The sequence below is a fragment of the Candidatus Aegiribacteria sp. genome (assembly GCA_021108005.1).
Taxonomy (GTDB): domain Bacteria; phylum Fermentibacterota; class Fermentibacteria; order Fermentibacterales; family JCC-6; genus Aegiribacteria.
The window spans coordinates 1-16,694 of record JAIORS010000204.1; the positions used below are offsets into that span (position 1 = coordinate 1).

The following is a 16,694-nucleotide window of genomic DNA, read 5'->3' on the forward strand; positions in this document are numbered from 1 at the left end:
TTTTCCTTTCCCTCCCTGTTTGTTTGTGAGCTTCCGTTTCTCCTTTCTACCTAACAATGATTATACAGAGTCTTCATTTGGTTATTCTCTATTCAATATTATAACTTAATATGCATGCTAATCTTGAGTCAAGGAACAAAGACATCGAAGGGGTTGACTTGAATAGTAAACATTTGTACACTAAACATAGTGTTTTCAGTTAATATGTCTAATCTATATATCATGGAGGTTCAATATCATGAAGTACGATTTGACTGAGTACAACGAACACTTAGCATCTCTGAACCTGGTACGAGAGAATCATATACCATACATGAGCGGATGGGTTAAGCACTTTCTATTCCTTGGACGTCCAAGTGATTCTGAATATGCTGATATTCTTACCAAGGAAGGTAGAAAGGATTGGCAGATTCGGCAGGCACTTGATGCTGTTAAGATTTTTCGGGAAGTTTATCCCGAAAATACTACTGAATCTCTGGAGAAAGCAGGAACTCCTTTAAAGGTAATGAAAGAAAGTCTGAGAATTCGACATTATGCCAGAAGTACAGAAAAAGCATACTTGAATTGGAGTACAAGGTATTTTAATTACTGTATGGAAATGAGCATTGATATAAAATCAGATTCTTCTTTCAGAAATTATCTCAGCCATCTTGCTTTACGCAGAAAAGTAGCAGCATCGACACAGAATCAGGCCTTTAACGCACTGCTATTTCTGTTCCGGAATGCGTTTTCTCGTGAACCCGAAAGTATTGATGCTGTTCGAGCAAGAAGACCGCTGAGACTGCCTGTAGTACTATCGAGAAAAGAAGTGAAGCAGGTATTTCAAGAGACTGAAGGTATAACTAATCTGATTCTTCAATTGATCTATTCAAGTGGTTTGAGATTATCGGAAGGTCTTCAACTTCGTATTCATGACGTGGATTTAGATCAGAAGTCGATTACCGTCAGGAGCGGCAAAGGCAACAAAGACAGGATTACTGTCTTGAGTTCCAGAATAATACCTGATTTGAGGAAACAGCTTGCTGAAGCAAGAAGTATTTTCGAAAACTCAAACATCCCTGTATCTCTTCCAGAGGCTCTTGCAAGAAAATATCCGAATGCCGGTCGTGAATGGGGATGGCAGTACTTGTTCCCTGCAGCAAATGCTTCTATTGATCCAGCAACTGGTGAAGTTAGAAGACATCATTTACACCCTTCAGGGATTCAGAGAGCTATGCGAAAAGCTGTCAGGAGTTCAGGTATAGTCAAGCGTGCTAGCATTCATACGTTGCGGCATTCATTTGCAACTCATTTACTTATGTCTGGTGTGGACCTTTGTGCTATACAGGAATTACTGGGACATAAAAATCTTGAAACAACAAGGATATATCTGCACGTAATGAAGGGATTCCAGAATGGTGTAACCAGCCCGCTTGACCTATTGGAGGATTAAGACAGCTAGGAAACATGCAATGAAATTATTCGCCGATTGTGTTTTCAAGTAAGATTTCAGTAAGATCTTCCAGACCGGCAGTATGCCAGCCCGGGGGGGAGGCTGTTACCGGCAACTCCAGGCTGGCTGACTGATTGTTGGGCATATTGATTGTCACGAAGACTTCAGCGGTTCCGTCAGCTGCATGGATGCTGTCTATTGTGATCGTGCTGTTGTTGATTATCTGATGTTGTCCGGGGGATGAAATGATCATTTCAAGGACAGCAGTGTTGTTCCAGAATTCGATTTCATTCGGCGCGGCTTCAAGTCGGAAGGAGGCAAAGAGTTCTCCCAGTTCTTCGTTGGATAGTGTTTTCATTAAGTCAAGGTATTCGGAGCAGAGCCGAAGGATGTTCGCAGAACAGGCTGGGGTGAGAGTACAGAGGAAACTGTCGGGGGAACCATCCTGAAGTGAATTCCAGGTATCCTGTATGGCTTCTTCAGGCGAATGAGCGCTTAGAAGCGAAAGTATCAGAATGATTCCCCGCAACATGGTTTACTGAATTATCTCGTAAGTTGCGGACACTTCTACGGAGATTGAGAAGGCTCCCGGTGTAACAGAAGGAGATTCCACGTAACCTCCAAGGCCGCCTCCGTAGTTGTCGTATGCGATTTGGGAGGTGGGGTAGTAGTTGGTCCATTCGCTGATGCTTGTGATTTCGCCCAGGGTTACTCCGAAATTATCTGCAAGTTGCTCGGCCTTGTCCCTTGCATGTTCAGATGCCCTTTGTCTTGCTTCCTCGTACATCGCGGCGGTGTCTTCAACGTAGAAGGATACTCCGTTGATGGAATTGGCGCCTGCGCTCACAACTGCGGCGAGTACATCACCTACAGAGCTGATATCACGGATATCCGCCTTTATATAATGGTTGACTACATATTCCATTTCACCTGTGTAGTCATAATCGTAATCGTCCCAGACTTCCTGAACCCAGAGGTTGTAGCTGGTGGTCTGCATATCTTCACCTGCAACACCTTCGCTTCGGGCAGCGGCCATTGCGGATTCCACCAGTTGCGCAGCATCGTTTACAGCTACGTTGGGCTCTGATCTCGTGATATTCACACCGAACACTACTGATGCTACATCAGGCTCCGCGCTGGATGTGCCTGATCCTGTTGAGCTTATTGTGGCCGGATATTCGTAGTATCCCTGTCCTATCGCCATACCGGTTACAGCTAAGATTACCAGCAGCAGAATCACTCCTGATCTTTTCATGTCTCAATCCTTTCGTTCAATGTTGTAAACCAATCCGTGTTGAATATACAATTGAACCAGTGAAACTATTCCCCGATTATCTTCACCATGACTCGCTTCCGGCGTCTTCCATCGAATTCACCGTAGAAGATCTGTTCCCATGGTCCAAGGTCAAGCTGTCCATCGGTAACGGCTACAACGACTTCTCTTCCCATTATCTGCCGCTTATGATGTGCATCGCCATTGTCTTCACCTGTTCTGTTATGTCTATATCGCGTAAGTGGTTCATGAGGGGCAAGTTCTTCAAGCCATTCATCGTAATCCTGAAGCAAGCCCTGCTCATCATCGTTTATATAAACGCTGGCGGTGATGTGCATGGCATTTACAAGGCAGAGGCCTTCGCTTATACCGCTTTCGCGCAGTTCCTGATCAACCGCCGGTGTGATATTGATGTAATCCCTGCGATTCGGAGTATTGAACCAGAGGTACTTTCTGTGCGATTTCATATCTGCTCCCATTCAGGTAAAACCTCATTATCACCAAGTATATCCGTTTCTAATACTATAAGTTCCCATTCGGGGCTGTACATGAGCTTTTCTGCATGTTCCAGCATTCTTTTTACTCCGGTTTTACTGCCTGAAACGCAAACAGCGGTAAGACATGAGCGTTGAATAAGATTCACAGGACCGATCTGGGCGACAGAGAAGCCTGTATTGGAGAGGTGATCTTTTAAGGAGCGAAGATGTCCTCTTCTGTCTTTCAGGGTTCTGCAGCCCCGAAAGAACAGTTCAGCTCGAATCAGACCAATATAGTATTTCAGATTGCAGGCTGGAGGAAAACAGCGGCAAGGGGGGGAAGAGTTACGCTGACAGAGTGAGGGAGGCCGTGCATTCCGAAGTGTTTTGACTGAACGGTTCCAAGGTTACCTTTACCGGAACCTCCGTAGATATCTGAGTCTGTATTAAGTATTTCAGTGTAAGTACCCTCTTGGGGTACACCTACAAGATAATTCTCTCTTACCACCGGGGTCATGTTGAAAATGCAGACAACCTGTGTGTCTTCACCTGAATTTCTTAGGAACGATACTACTGTTGCCTGCGTATCGCTGAAGTCGATCCATCTGAAACCTTCCGGGCCGCAATCAAGCTGGTGGAAAGCTGGGTTGCGCATAATTATTTTGTTAAGATCACCCACAAAAGTTTTCAATTTTCTGTGTTCATCGTACTGAAGGAGATTCCAGTCAAGTTCCGTTTCGTGGTTCCATTCGTTCCACTGGCCGAATTCACTGCCCATAAAGAGAAGCTGTTTTCCAGGATGTGACCACTGATAGGCCAGAAGAAGCCTTAGGTTGGCGAACTGCTGCCATCTGTCTCCGGGGCACTTACTAAGGAGGGATGATTTGCCGTGAACCACCTCATCGTGCGAGAATGGAAGTATGAAGTTCTCGCTGTAGGCGTAAATGAGTGAGAAAGTAAGGTCGTTCATATGGTGTTTGCGGTGAACAGGTTCCCTCTGAAAGAAGTTCAGTGTATCGTGCATCCAGCCCATGTTCCATTTGAATGTAAAACCAAGGCCGCCGTATTCAACCGAGGTTGTTACACCGGGCCATGCTGTGCTTTCTTCAGCTATGGTCATTGCTCCGGGGAAATCCTTTGAAATTATGGAGTTAAGCGTTTTAATGAACTCGATGGCTCCGAGGTTTTCCCTGCCTCCGTATTCGTTGGGTATCCATTCTCCCTCTTTTCGGGAGTAGTCAAGGTAGAGCATTGAAGCAACAGCATCAACTCTGAGTCCGTCGATATGGTACTTATCCAGCCAGAAAAGCCCGCTTGCCACAAGGAAGTTCTTTACTTCCTGCCTGTCGTAATTGAAAACAAGGGTCTTCCAGTCGGGATGGGTTCCTTTTTTTGGGTCTTCATGTTCGTAAAGGCATGTTCCGTCGAACCTGGCAAGCCCGGTGGCGTCAGATGGGAAATGGGCGGGCGCCCAGTCAAGGATCACACCGATGGATGATTCGTGGCACCTGTTCACGAATTGCTGGAAATGCTCCGGTTTTCCCAGACGGCTGGTTGGAGCGAAGTAGCCCGTTGTCTGATAACCCCAGGAACCGTCGAATGGGTGTTCCATTACCGGCATAAGCTCGATGTGTGTAAAGCCAAGCTCCTTTATGTACGGAATGAGCTCGTCGGCCAGTTCGGCCCAGGATGTGAAATCCCTCCAGTCAGGTGATTTTTTCCAGGAGGGGGCGTGCATTTCATATATGGACAGGGGGGAAGAGAACGGGTTCCATTTATTTCGGTTTTTCATCCAGGTGGAATCTGTCCACTGGAAGGAACTGATATCAGCTACAACGGAAGCTGTCCGGGGTCGAAATTCCGACGCCAGCGCAAGCGGATCCGATTTCTCAATTGTTTCCCCGGTAGGTGTTTTCAGGGAGTATTTGTACAGGTCTCCGGGGGAGATATCCGGAATGAACAGCTCCCAGAACCCAGAAGAGCCCCTTGAGCGCATGGGATGGCGTCTTCTGTCCCAGTCGTTGAAGGTACCTATAACACTTACTGAGGAGGCGTTTGGCGCCCATACGGAGAACAGTACACCTTCTGTGTCTCCAGCAGCCCATACTCTGGCTCCAAGCCTGTTATAAAGCTTGTAGTGATTACCCTCGGTAAGAAGGTGCAGGTCGAGTTCCCCCAGCTGGGGAAGAAAGCAGTAAGTATCCCTCGTTTCCCAGGTGGTGCCTTCAGTGCTGAAGATGAGTGTATACGAAAAGGTTTCTCTCTCCGGTTTCGATATCCATACGAAAAGTCCCGTCTCTGTGACTCTGTTCATCTGCGACGGTTTCCCGTTTTCTATTCTAATTGAAACCTTCAGTGCTGCAGGGCAGAACGTTCTAACCTCAATTCTGTTATCATATTCCGGGCCAAGGGGATGCATTCCGAGGAGCATGAAAGGGTTGGAGAGAGTTGCGCTTTCAATGCTTTTGATCTCATCAGGCGTAAGAATTGTTCGGTTTTTCATTACAGTATGATAATCATTCCCAGGCCAAGGAGAAGGAGGTAGCCAAGGGAATCGGTGAAAGCTGTGAGCAGAATATTGCTGCCCAGGGCTGGATCCTTGCCAAGGGCTTTGAGAACCAATGGAATTGCCGCTCCAAGAAGACTCGCAAGACCCATATTGCCGACCAGGGCAAGGAAGATGACAAGACCAAGTAGAAGGGGATTCGTGTTGCCCGGGAATATCAAAGCAACAGCGGAGGCTACTGTTCCGGCCACAAGCCCAAGAAGAAGACCTACCCTTGCTTCCTTAAAGATGGCTTTCAGGCTGGACGAGAATTCCATTTCCCCAAGAGCTATACCACGTGTAATTACGATGAGTGACTGGTTCCCTGTATTCCCTCCCATTCCGGCCACGATGGGCATGAAGGCAACCAGAGTTGCAACGGATTCGATGGTTCCCTGAAACGCTCTTACAACAGTGGATGCGACGAAGGCGGTAAAAAGATTCACCCAGATCCAGGGGAAACGCTGTTTGAATGCCACGGATACGGGGCTGAATATTCTGTCGTCCTCCGAAAGGCCAGCCATCCTGTACATATCCTCTGTGGCCTCTTCCTCCATTACATCGAAAAGACTGTCACCCGGTATGACTCCAACCAATCTGTGATTGTCGTCCACAACAGGTATTGCCATTATATCGTACTTCCTTGCGAGAATAGCGGCTTCCTCACGGTCTGAATTGGCGTTTACAGTGAATGGGTCAGCCATCATTATCTTGCGAATCGTAGTGTTCTGCGGGCAGGTAACAAGACGCCTGAGCGGAACGACACCAGCCAGTCTTCCGTCATCATCTGTTACGTATACATAGTACGGAACGTCAACATCTTCACTCTGTTCCCTTATGCGCTGCACAGCCTGTTCGGCGGTGAGTTCAGTATTCACGGACATGTAACTGGTGCTCATGCAATATCCGGCGGAATCCTCGGGGTATATGAGAAGCAGTTCTATTCCGTTTCTTTTAACGGGGGACAACAGCCCAATTATCTCATCCCTGCGGTCCTCCGGTATAGCGTCAAGGAAGAGAAGAGCATCGTTCGATTCGAGTGATGCGAGCAGTTCGGCTGCCCGGTTGTTCTCCATTCTTTCAAGGATTTCAAGGAGAATGCCCTCTGGAAGCTCCAGGAGGACTTTATCTGCCATCTTCTGTGTAAAGAGTATCTCTACCAGCACGGTGGCCTCAGGCGGCGTTAGAGTACCGAATAGATCCGCGATATCAGCGTGGTGCATTTTCTTGAGGATGAGGGCTGCCCTGCCTTGCACACCGCTCGCGATAAGTTTGCGGACGTAATCACCGTGTTTTTGAGTAATCGGCATCTTTCACCTGCTTATATGTAATGTTCAGTGGAAGTTAATCGATACGGTTATTCTGTCAATGGCAGAGCTATATCACCGAAGATTCGATTAGAGCATTGTAAAGAGAAACCGGGAACAGTATTTGCTGTTCCCGGAAAGAAAATTGAAACGCCAGGTTAGAAAGATAGATTGAGAAGTACGTATAGCATCATCCAGATACCTACGATTATGCCTAAAAGCCCGAGTTTTCCCTGCTTCGGGGCAAGTTTTGCCATCATCTCATCCATTTTGGCTTTTGCATCTTCAGAACCAATGAAGGATTTGATGACCCCGATCCCGAGAAGCAGACCAAGGGCAAGAGTAAGAAGCGCGGAGACGATCATTGTGATAATACCAACCGGGAATACACTGAAGAAGTCAAAGTATTTGAAGGTCTGAAAAACCTTGATAAGTCCCCATACGGCAGAACATGCACCTATCCATCCTTGGTAGGGCGCCAGTTTCGCGATGATCTCTTTTGCTTCAGGTTTTTTTGAAATAATCAGATTTGGCGCTGCAAGTACCCCTAAGAGCGCAAGCCATAAACCGGTAAACCAACTCACATCAACCTCCCGTTCTCGATTAACTGATTCAGAAGAATCAGCTTTTTGTGTTTTACATTATCATGAATCGCAATGTTTGAATATTCTAGTTTTTTTCCTTCCAATGCGCAAGTGCCGTGAAGCGGTTGTCATAGACTTCTGTTTAAGAATTACTTCGGGATTCGCCTCTTATAGGAACGCAAGCAGGTTTGTAAAAGTGGTAGATGGAACCTCCAGTGGACTGAGCATATATAAGGTACGTAGATAATTGCCGTGTACCTCTTCATGTTCATAGACAGGCAGCAATAGTATAAATATTGACACGTTGGAACTTCGAGGGTAGCATTGGCATTAATAAGTAAAGTGTTCAATCCAGAATATGGGAGATTATCTGTGAACGAAAATCCTCTTCCGGACAAAAGGTTGTTTTCAAGGGCAAGTGTCGATTGTGAACTCACGGTGAGTTGCAATAGTATGCCAATGCTTCCCGCAGCCGTCATCAACGTAAGCGCTTCCGGGGTTTACTGCGTAAGCTCCAGGAATATTGGTGAGCTTACAAGGGTTAACATTATTCTCAGAATCAACGGAGGAGAAGATATTCCAGCAAGGGCTGTGGTCATAAGGGAAGAAGAACTTTCAGATGGTTCATACGGTATCGGCTTTTTTTTCACGAAGATCACTGAACAGGGAAGAAATGCAATTATCGAATACACATCAGATATTGAATCAACGGGTTGATTTACAATGAAAACAATACTTGCAGCGGTTCTATTCATAGCTTTCTCCGTATGCAGCGGTGCGAAGTACGCCGGAGAATTCCTTTCAATTGGTGCTGGTGCAAGGGGCCTTGGTATGGGAGGAGCCTTCTGCGCTGTGGTTGACGATGCCTCAGCCGGGTATTGGAACCCAGCCGGGTTGTACCTGATTGATGGTCAGGAAGCTCAATTCATGCACTCGGAAAGGTTCGGCGGGATTGTCAGGTACGATTACCTTGGTTATGGAAGATCGGATGGCTTAACCGGCCTTGGCGCAAGCCTTTTCAGAACTGATGTCGGGGATATCGCGAACACCAACAATCTTCAGTATTACGATACCGGTTCAGATGGTGTGTTTGGAGTTGACGGAGCCGGTGAACCAGGAGACGCGGGAAACGACGACTACGATTCAACAACCAACCCAAACGGTACCGAGGGGAACGGCGAATGGGATCCCGGGGAAGAGATAATCTACGATGAGGGAAGGATAACTTACGGCAACGGAGTTGACTGGGCTCTTTACCTGTCATGGTCGAGAAGTCTCAATTCGGTGTTTTCCGTAGGAGCCTCCGCGAAAGTAATTCAAAGAGGATTGATGGATAACAGTGCATTCGGCCTGGGTCTTGATATCGGCGCGAGGTATCAGCCTTCGGAAGCCTTTTCCGTTGGGCTGAACCTGCAGGATATATCCGGAACCCATCTCTTCTGGAATACTGGAATTAACGAAAGCATTCTGCCAACTGTAAAACTTGGCCTGGCGTTGAGATGGCCCCTGAGAAAATTCGCGACTGTAGCCACTATTGCCGCGGATGGAGATTTCAGATTCGAGGGACGCGAATATTCCGCGCAGTACAATTTCAGCGGAATAAGTCTCGATACACATCTCGGAGTAGAATTTCTTATTAAGGATCTTGTCGCCCTGAGAATAGGTTCTGCGGAAGGTTCAATGACGGCGGGTATGGGGTTGCAGTTCGGCCTTATGAACCATCCTGTCGGCCTTGATTACGCGTATCTAAGCCATCAGGATCTTGACGCAACCCACAGAATGTCTCTGGGTGCAGGATTCTGATATTACTAAAACACGCTTATCCTTACATTTCATGAGATTCAAGATGTAATATGCCGCACTTAGAGGAAGCCATAAGGAAAAGCATTCATCTGGGTTCTGCAATAATTCCCATTACCGTAATGATCGTATACGACCTTTATCCGGAGGATGGAAGATTTTATCTTTCCGGGACACTGGCTGTTATAGCCGTTATTCTGCTGATATTCGATTTTCTGAAAGCCAGATACAGGCCGTTCAAAAGCTTCGCAATGAGGTTTTTCGGTAAAGTACTAAGGAAGAATGAGCTTGAAGGAGGAATGACGGCTTCGACGATAGTTGTTGCGTCCGCGGCTTTCACAATATTCGTTTTTCGTGAGGAAATAGCGGTTGTTGCCCTTCTCTTCCTGAGCTTTGGAGACAGCGCGGCAGCACTCGTCGGGAAGCATTTCGGAAGGATAAAACTCGTGGGACCGCGTACCCTTGAAGGCAGCCTGGCAGCCTTCAGTACTTGCCTTATTGTAAGTCTTTTCGCTCTGTGGGTTTCACCTGAATTCGGGTGGTATTTTACACCCGCTACACTTCTGGCCGGTTCCCTCGTGGCTACGCTTTCTGAGCTGTTTTACCTTCCGCTCGATGATAATTTCAGGATACCTGTCTTTGCAGGTCTTGCCATGGAACTGATCCTTCCGGGTTAACAATGCGCATGACTTACTATATTGATGTTTACGGCTGCCAGATGAACGTTCATGATTCTGAAATTATATCCGGCATACTTGAGTCGGAAGGATTTTCACTAACTGAAAAACCGGAATTGGCGGATGTCATACTCCTGGTGTCCTGCGCAGTAAGAGAACATGCTGAAACAAGGGTTCTGGGCAGGGCTTCCCAGCTGGGAGGCCAGTGGCGGGGCAGAGAATCGGGGAAACCCCTGATCGTTCTGTGCGGCTGCGTTGCCCAGGAACACGGGGACAGCCTGCTTGCAAGGATGAAAGACCTTGATCTTGTGGTAGGCCCTGACTGCTATAGAGACCTTCCCGGGTTGATAAGAAATTCCGCAAGGACAAGCGCAGTTGAGTTCAGGGAAGGTGATTATACCGGAATAGAGCCGGTCAGAAAGGAATTTCCAAGGGCTTACGTTACGATTATGCGCGGCTGCAACAATTTCTGCAGCTACTGCATTGTGCCTTACGTCAGGGGGAGGGAACGGAGCAGGAATTCCGATGCAATACTGAGTGAGGTTGCTGCACTTTCACGGAGCGGGTACGGTGAAATCACACTTCTCGGACAGAACGTGAACTCCTACCATGACGGAGAGACTTCATTTTCCGAGCTTCTACGAAAATCTGCTTTGGCTGCGGGCAATTCATGGGTAAGATTCGTAACCAGCCATCCCAGGGATCTCGACAGTAAGACCGTCGACGTAATGGCTTCCGAAAAGAACATCTGCGAATACCTGCATCTGCCATTTCAATCGGGGAGCGATAGAGTTCTCAGTATGATGAACAGGGGATACTCAGTACGGGAGTATCTCGATAGAATTGCATTGCTCAAGGACGCCATGCCGGATATTGTGCTTTCAACGGATGTAATAACAGGATTCCCCGGGGAGTCCGAAAAGGATTTCCAGAAGACAGTCGACCTTCTTGAGAGTGTAAGATTCGATAACGCGTTCCTGTTCAAATACAGCGAAAGAGCGGGGACAGCCGCCTGCGACCTTGAGAACCCTGTACCGGAAAAGGAACGCCTTGCCAGACTGAACCATCTTCAGGAGCTTCAGAGAAAGATAACGGTTGAGGAATCGGGAAAACTGATGGGAAAAACTCTCAGGGTTCTTGTTACAGGGCCTGCGAGACAACCCGCGCAACAGGCTTCCAGAACGGAAGGCAACAGGATGGTTATCCTGGAGTCCACGGATTTCAGACCGGGGAGTTTTGTGAATGTAAGGATAACAAGAGCTGACGGATGGACTCATTTCGGCGAATCTGTTGAAGAGCCTGTCATCCGATGAAATTTGTAAAACACCTGGAGCAGTGGGGCAGGAGGAGAACAGCAGCTCTTCCCGGCGTTCTGCCTGACAGGGAGGAAGCTCTTCCTGCAGATCCATCCAGGATACTCGTAATAAGAACGGATAACAGGCTTGGTAACCTGGTGCTTCTGGAGCCGCTCCTGAGGAGTATCAGGATTAGATTTCCCCAGGCTGAGCTTGATATTTTAGCAAGCGATGTATTCTCCGAACTCCTTGAATATCAAGGATATAATGTAATAAAAATGGATAAGAAGGGACAGATCAGAAATCCTGCCAGATTCGTAAACCTCATTCGGAAACTCCGCAGTAAATCGTACGATGTGGCAATTGATGCCGCGCACCCCCATTCGTTTTCCCTATCCGGAGCGATTGGCACTGTTCTTTCCGGGGCAGGCTGCAGGATAAGCACAGACGCAGGCGATTCCAGCGGATGGTACACGAATACCGTAGCCGAACCTCCAATTGACTGGCATGAGAGCAGGGCTCTTCATTCACTGGGCAGTGTCTGGGGCAACTGGCCTGAATGGTCGCCGCCGGAGCTTCATTTCACCGAAAAAGGAAAAAGAGAGGCCGCAGGACTTCACGCAGGAGCCAGTGGAAACAAGAAATATCCGCTTGAACTCCTTGAGAATCTTGTAGATAGAATATGCAGGAAGGTAATCCTGGAAGTCTACTGGGGCAGTGATGAGGAAAGAGAAACCGCTTTGTACCTGAAAAGCAGGTATCCTGTTGCAGTCATGCCGAAGTTATCAGTTGCGGAATTGATTGAGAGAATTGCCGGGTTAAAACTATTCATTACATCTGATAACGGCCCGATGCACATTGCCTCGGCTGTTTCAGTGCCTGTGATAGCTCTTTTCAGAATAGATAACATGAACAGATTCGCGCCTCTGTCAGAAGGTTCAAAAACACTATTCGCGAACGAGGGACCAGAGCCGGATATAGTTGCCGCAGCAGTTCTTGAAGCTTACTGATCTTCCATTCGCGATTTCTCCAGTTCACCGAGCACTTCCTGCACTGTGGATTCAGTTGATGCCAGCCTTTCCCGGAGGCTTCTTATTAGATCGGCAGCCCGTTTAACTTTAATTTCGAGCTGGTCTACAGGGCAGTCTTCCCGGCCCATTTCATCAACGAGTTTCGTCAATTCTTCCAGATTATCTTCGTAGGTTGTTTTTTTTTCGCTGCCGTCATTCATTATCAGTCCTTTCCGGAATGATCATTTCGGTTTTTGCCATCAGTGAGCCGTCCCTGAGTATAACCTCTATAGTTTCTTCCACAGCCGTATCCGAGATACTCCGAAGCAGTTTTCCGTTCTTTCCGCGAACGGTGGCCCATCCTTTACTGTAAAGCCTTTCGGGATTGTTTCCTTTTACCACTGCCTCAAGATTCTCTATCCGCAGAAGATTGATCTCCAGTTTACGTGAAACGGATGAAGCAATTTCCCGTTCAAGTGAGTCAAGCTCAAAACCGAGTCTTCTGGTGTTCCCCGTTTCCAGCACTTTTTCAAGGGAGATTCCGCACCTCTTTAATTTTCCGGATGCCGCAGAGATAGAAATGCCCGCACATCGGACGAGCCAGTCCTCCAGCGAGTTTATCTCCTGCTTCTGAGCCCTGAAAATCAGTTTACTCGAACGGGATAGAACAGCGACCGATGTTGAGAGTCTTTCTCTTGCAGCAGCCACGCCCCTTGATGCTGATCTGTGAAGTATGACTGCAAGGGAATCGATGCTGCTAAGCAGATCAGCCATCCTGTTGACAAGGTAGTTCGCTGCGTGTGTGGGTGTCTTTACTCTGGTATGAGAAGCGAAATCCGGAAGCGTGGTGTCAGTTTCATGACCTATGGCGGATATTACCGGCCATGGTACCTGTGATATCACACTGGCGATGTGTTCGTCGTTGAACCAGGCAAGGTCAGTTGATGAACCGCCACCGCGGGTTAATACAACAGCATCAAGATCCGGAACCATAAGCAGCCTGTTGAAGGAATCGATGACGCCACGGGCAGTACCGATACCCTGCATGGGGGCGTAAGCTATACGTACCTTAAAGGGGTACTGGCTGTCTTTCAGCCCCTTAATGAAGTCCTTTTCAGCCGCTGATCCCCTGGCCGTTATCAATCCTACATTCAGGGGAGCCAGGGGCATATCGAGTTCACCGTTTGCCTCAAGGATTCCTTCCTTCCTGAGTTTATCAACAAGCCTGCGAAGTCTCTTTGCCTGGTTGCCCATGGTCCAGGAGGGGTCGATATCGTTAACTATCAGCTGGTATCTGCCGCCTTTGTCCCATAAGGTTATTCTGCCCTGAATTCTGATGGCCATACCCTCTGTGAGCTGAAATACCTGTCCTTCCCTCGCGAAAGTCCTCACGATAGGGGGACGGCTTCCCGCGAAGAGAGCGCAGTCTATAACCGCAAGTGGCTGGCCCATTCCATCGGGTGATGGTTCCACCAGCCTGAAATACGTATGACCCCTGGCGTTTGTGCTGGAGGTTTCGGCGATTTCTCCTCTGACCCATACAGGCTGGGGGAAAGCTGTTGAAAGAAGCTCTCCTACTCTTCTGTTCAGGGAGAGAACGGTGAAGTCAGATGATGCTTCAGAATAGTCTGAGATGGTAATCCCCGCCGGTCTCACCTATATCATGGATTATTATATAGGCTGTTCCGGTATAGGGTGCCGTAAGCATAATATCTTCAGTACCATCGGTAGCACCCTCAGCTATAGCGAATTCCCTTGCGTACATATAGTCTTCAAAATAGGGCAGCTGAATGAATTCTTCATAATCCATTTCATCCGTGGCTATTAGTATGTCAAGGTCCATTCCATCTTCGAAATTCAGGAGAACCCAGTAATCAAGCCCTTCTTCAAGGGTTACCATGTACATTGCCGTCGCGCCTCTGGCAACGGTATCCTCCGCTTCCAGCAATGGCAGCGGAGTTGATATTGAAGTTAAGAGAATTAATAAAAATACAGTCATCTTTTACCTTTCAGTTGGTTTTTAACGATTCTACAATATCTATAAGATTCCCCATTATCCTTCAACGGTCAAGTTTACCTGTTCTATTCAGGATTATGATGTTTCGATGTCTTTTCTCTGTTTTTCGCTGATTACCGATTATTTCGCCATCTCCTTCATTTATTCCCCGTTTATTTATACATGAAATATTCTGACAGTATTCCAGGCTTGAATCCTCCGGTTTCTGTTTTTCCGATTTTTCATTCTATCGCTTTCGAAATTCTGGCTTTTCATTTTTTTGGTTTCTTTCATTCTTTATGAGTAAAAAATCTGGAAGTTCCTGATTTCTGATTTTTCGCGAAAGTGAAAATACAGGAAATTTTCACTGATCAGTGTTTTTCATTTTTCCTCTTCATCAACGAATTTCCGTTTTTGAACACACCTGGATTTTTCAGGGGGGAGGTAAAATCGAGAATTCAGTAAAAATGCGACAAAATTCGCCATGTCCGCTCCATACAGTGGTCACTCTTAAGCGTTACAGGGGTGGTATACCATCTAACTCACCATAAGAAGATGGAATAGTTTCCATTTATTCTGCCCCCGGGTATCAAATGACATGGATATGTGGGATTCGTACCACCGCTGGGCTAAAGCATTTTATTAGTAAATAAAAACATAATTAGCGTCATAGGTCCAAGAATCCCAAATGAAAGCTCACTGTTTGCGTTTCTGATTACAATGGTATTTATTACAGAATGTTCTATAGGTGCGAATAAAACGACATATATTCCTATCATGACGCTTGATTTCTCTGAATATCCGGAAAAACACGGATTGGTGGTGTACCATATAACATTCCTTCTTATGTACAGTTACGTATCGTAATACACTTGAAAATCAGCACAATATCTTTCATTCTGAAAGCATGGAAAAGTGCTGAAAATGTCATTTGCTTTACTAAAGAGCCATGTATCGGTATCTTTAGCCAAGGAATTTTTCTTATATGAAAAAGCTGATTTACATGGAGGAATATTGAAGAAGAAAGAGACGATTTTTAAAGAACGGACCATTGCGTACAAACTTCACAACGGGAGAATAGTATCGCTGTCACATGAAATTCCGGAAAATACTGACGTAGAAAAAATATCAGCCGGAACGGGAGAGGGAAGAGAAATATACAGGAGAGGACTGATTCTGGCACTGGATCAGGCAGTGAAGAGTAAATTCCCCGATGCCAGGTTATGGGTCGAGCATTCGATTTCTCTTGGATACAGATGCAGGCTTTTGAACCGACCGGATATGACATCGGAAGAAATCGTGAAGCGGCTTACATGGGAGCTTGAGCGAATAGTTGAAGAGGCAATTCCAATAGAAACGATAAAGTACGATCCGGATGATACCGATGACCTTTCCGATGAATTCCTTGAGCTGGTATCCTGGAGTTCAGGGAAAAGGGCGATAAGGGGCAACAAACTGCGTGACAGCTGCGCATTCGCGATGGGTCCATCAGTGCCCGATACGTCCTGGCTCACAAAATGGGATCTGAAGCCGCTTGAAAGGGACTTCGTGCTGAGGTTTCCTGGTTCCGCGTCGTGGCCCGAAATAGACTCATGGGTTCCAAGGAAGAAGCTTAACAAGGAATTCGACCTTGAAGAGAAGCATATCTCACGCATGGGTGTTCAGGACATAGATCAGTTGAACAGGCGTATAGAGGAGGATGGCGGCAGGCAGCTTGTAATAATGAGCCATTTCTATCAGACGTACAGGATGGTTCAGATAGTGAGGCAGCTGAAGAGGGATTTCCCTGCAAGAAGGATAGTAACGATAGCAGGTCCCTCATCAAGCGGTAAAACCACATTTGCCAGGCTTCTGAGAACGTATCTCGTTGCGCAGGGTTTCGGCGCGAGACTTATTAACGTTGACAATTACTTCAGAAATAGAACTGAAACCCCTCTTGATTCGCATGGAGAGCCTGATTTCGAATGCCTGGAAGCCATACATACTGAGATGTTCGGAGAGCATCTGGGACAGCTGCTAAATGGAAAAGAGATAAAAATGCCCGAATTCGATTTCCATTCGGGGGAAAGGCAGGATAACCATACTCCTATCAGGCTTGGTGAGAGGGAGTTCCTCCTTGTTGAGGGTATTCACGGATTGAACGACGCTCTTACGCCTGGCTTAGCAGCTGAGTCGAAATTCAGAGTGTACGCTTCAGCGCTGACACAGCTTAACATCGACAGGATTACGAGGATGTCCACCTCTGACAGCAGGCTTGTAAGGCGCATGGTGAGGGATAGTACCCAGAGAGGGTATTCAG

General features: G+C 47.0%; 17 protein-coding genes. 7 read left to right on the top strand and 10 right to left on the bottom strand.

Going from position 1 to position 16,694, the window contains the following annotated elements:
- Window positions 1-238: 238 nt before the first annotated feature.
- Window positions 239-1,432: an integron integrase gene (locus K8S15_12720; GenBank protein ID MCD4776899.1), complete on the top strand. Its 1,194-nt coding sequence runs from the start codon at window positions 239-241 to the stop codon at window positions 1,430-1,432.
- Window positions 1,433-1,457: 25 nt separating this feature from the next.
- On the opposite strand, the gene K8S15_12725 is transcribed toward K8S15_12720, so the two are convergent.
- The 7 genes from K8S15_12725 to K8S15_12755 form a co-directional block, all read right to left on the bottom strand.
- A complete protein-coding gene (locus K8S15_12725) occupies window positions 1,458-1,964 on the bottom strand; it encodes a hypothetical protein (protein ID MCD4776900.1) in 507 nt (168 codons plus the stop codon).
- 3 nt (window positions 1,965-1,967) lie between these two features.
- On the bottom strand, window positions 1,968-2,687 hold the full coding sequence (locus K8S15_12730; protein ID MCD4776901.1) for an SIMPL domain-containing protein: 720 nt from the start codon (window positions 2,685-2,687) through the stop codon (window positions 1,968-1,970).
- Window positions 2,688-2,752: 65 nt separating this feature from the next.
- On the bottom strand, window positions 2,753-3,172 hold the full coding sequence (locus K8S15_12735) for a secondary thiamine-phosphate synthase enzyme YjbQ (protein ID MCD4776902.1): 420 nt from the start codon (window positions 3,170-3,172) through the stop codon (window positions 2,753-2,755).
- Complete coding sequence (locus tag K8S15_12740) at window positions 3,169-3,486, bottom strand: DUF503 family protein (protein ID MCD4776903.1); 318 nt, start codon at window positions 3,484-3,486, stop codon at window positions 3,169-3,171. Before K8S15_12740 ends, K8S15_12735 begins: the two co-directional genes overlap by 4 nt.
- On the bottom strand, window positions 3,483-5,684 hold the full coding sequence (gene glgB, locus K8S15_12745) for a 1,4-alpha-glucan branching protein GlgB (protein ID MCD4776904.1): 2,202 nt from the start codon (window positions 5,682-5,684) through the stop codon (window positions 3,483-3,485). The genes K8S15_12740 and glgB overlap by 4 nt, the downstream gene beginning before the upstream one ends.
- Complete coding sequence (gene mgtE, locus K8S15_12750) at window positions 5,684-7,036, bottom strand: magnesium transporter (protein ID MCD4776905.1); 1,353 nt, start codon at window positions 7,034-7,036, stop codon at window positions 5,684-5,686. The genes glgB and mgtE overlap by 1 nt, the downstream gene beginning before the upstream one ends.
- Before the next feature lie 155 nt (window positions 7,037-7,191).
- Window positions 7,192-7,617 (bottom strand): MotA/TolQ/ExbB proton channel family protein, encoded by a 426-nt coding sequence (locus tag K8S15_12755; GenBank protein ID MCD4776906.1) that lies wholly within the window; start codon window positions 7,615-7,617, stop codon window positions 7,192-7,194.
- A gap of 372 nt (window positions 7,618-7,989) precedes the next feature.
- Here K8S15_12755 and K8S15_12760 point away from each other — a divergent pair, with 372 nt between their 5' ends.
- Genes K8S15_12760 through K8S15_12780 form a run of 5 tightly spaced genes read left to right on the top strand, consistent with a single transcriptional unit; the run spans window position 7,990 to window position 12,399 of the window.
- Window positions 7,990-8,334 (top strand): PilZ domain-containing protein, encoded by a 345-nt coding sequence (locus tag K8S15_12760; GenBank protein MCD4776907.1) that lies wholly within the window; start codon window positions 7,990-7,992, stop codon window positions 8,332-8,334.
- A 6-nt stretch (window positions 8,335-8,340) separates the two neighbouring features.
- Window positions 8,341-9,420, top strand: coding sequence for a UPF0164 family protein (locus K8S15_12765; GenBank protein ID MCD4776908.1), 1,080 nt, complete (start codon window positions 8,341-8,343; stop codon window positions 9,418-9,420).
- A 50-nt stretch (window positions 9,421-9,470) separates the two neighbouring features.
- Window positions 9,471-10,094 (top strand): hypothetical protein, encoded by a 624-nt coding sequence (locus tag K8S15_12770; protein MCD4776909.1) that lies wholly within the window; start codon window positions 9,471-9,473, stop codon window positions 10,092-10,094.
- A gap of 8 nt (window positions 10,095-10,102) precedes the next feature.
- Window positions 10,103-11,407 carry a tRNA (N6-isopentenyl adenosine(37)-C2)-methylthiotransferase MiaB gene (gene miaB, locus K8S15_12775; GenBank protein ID MCD4776910.1) on the top strand — a complete coding sequence of 435 codons (1,305 nt, stop codon included), beginning with the start codon at window positions 10,103-10,105 and terminating at the stop codon, window positions 11,405-11,407.
- A complete protein-coding gene (locus K8S15_12780; protein ID MCD4776911.1) occupies window positions 11,404-12,399 on the top strand; it encodes a glycosyltransferase family 9 protein in 996 nt (331 codons plus the stop codon). The genes miaB and K8S15_12780 overlap by 4 nt, the downstream gene beginning before the upstream one ends.
- Here the strand turns inward: K8S15_12780 and xseB are convergent.
- From xseB to K8S15_12795, 3 genes are read right to left on the bottom strand one after another with little or no spacing between them, the layout of a single operon-like run.
- The gene (xseB, locus tag K8S15_12785; GenBank protein ID MCD4776912.1) at window positions 12,393-12,620 is read right to left on the bottom strand and encodes an exodeoxyribonuclease VII small subunit; all 228 of its coding nucleotides are present in this window, start codon (window positions 12,618-12,620) and stop codon (window positions 12,393-12,395) included. The two genes, K8S15_12780 and xseB, sit on opposite strands and share 7 nt — an antisense overlap.
- On the bottom strand, window positions 12,613-14,055 hold the full coding sequence (xseA, locus tag K8S15_12790) for an exodeoxyribonuclease VII large subunit (GenBank protein MCD4776913.1): 1,443 nt from the start codon (window positions 14,053-14,055) through the stop codon (window positions 12,613-12,615). The genes xseB and xseA overlap by 8 nt, the downstream gene beginning before the upstream one ends.
- The gene (locus K8S15_12795) at window positions 14,018-14,398 is read right to left on the bottom strand and encodes a hypothetical protein (GenBank protein MCD4776914.1); all 381 of its coding nucleotides are present in this window, start codon (window positions 14,396-14,398) and stop codon (window positions 14,018-14,020) included. Before K8S15_12795 ends, xseA begins: the two co-directional genes overlap by 38 nt.
- A 1,011-nt stretch (window positions 14,399-15,409) precedes the next feature.
- On the opposite strand from K8S15_12795, the gene K8S15_12800 reads away from it, so the two are divergent.
- On the top strand, window positions 15,410-16,694 hold a 1,285-nt coding region (locus K8S15_12800; GenBank protein MCD4776915.1), incomplete at its 3' end, for a hypothetical protein.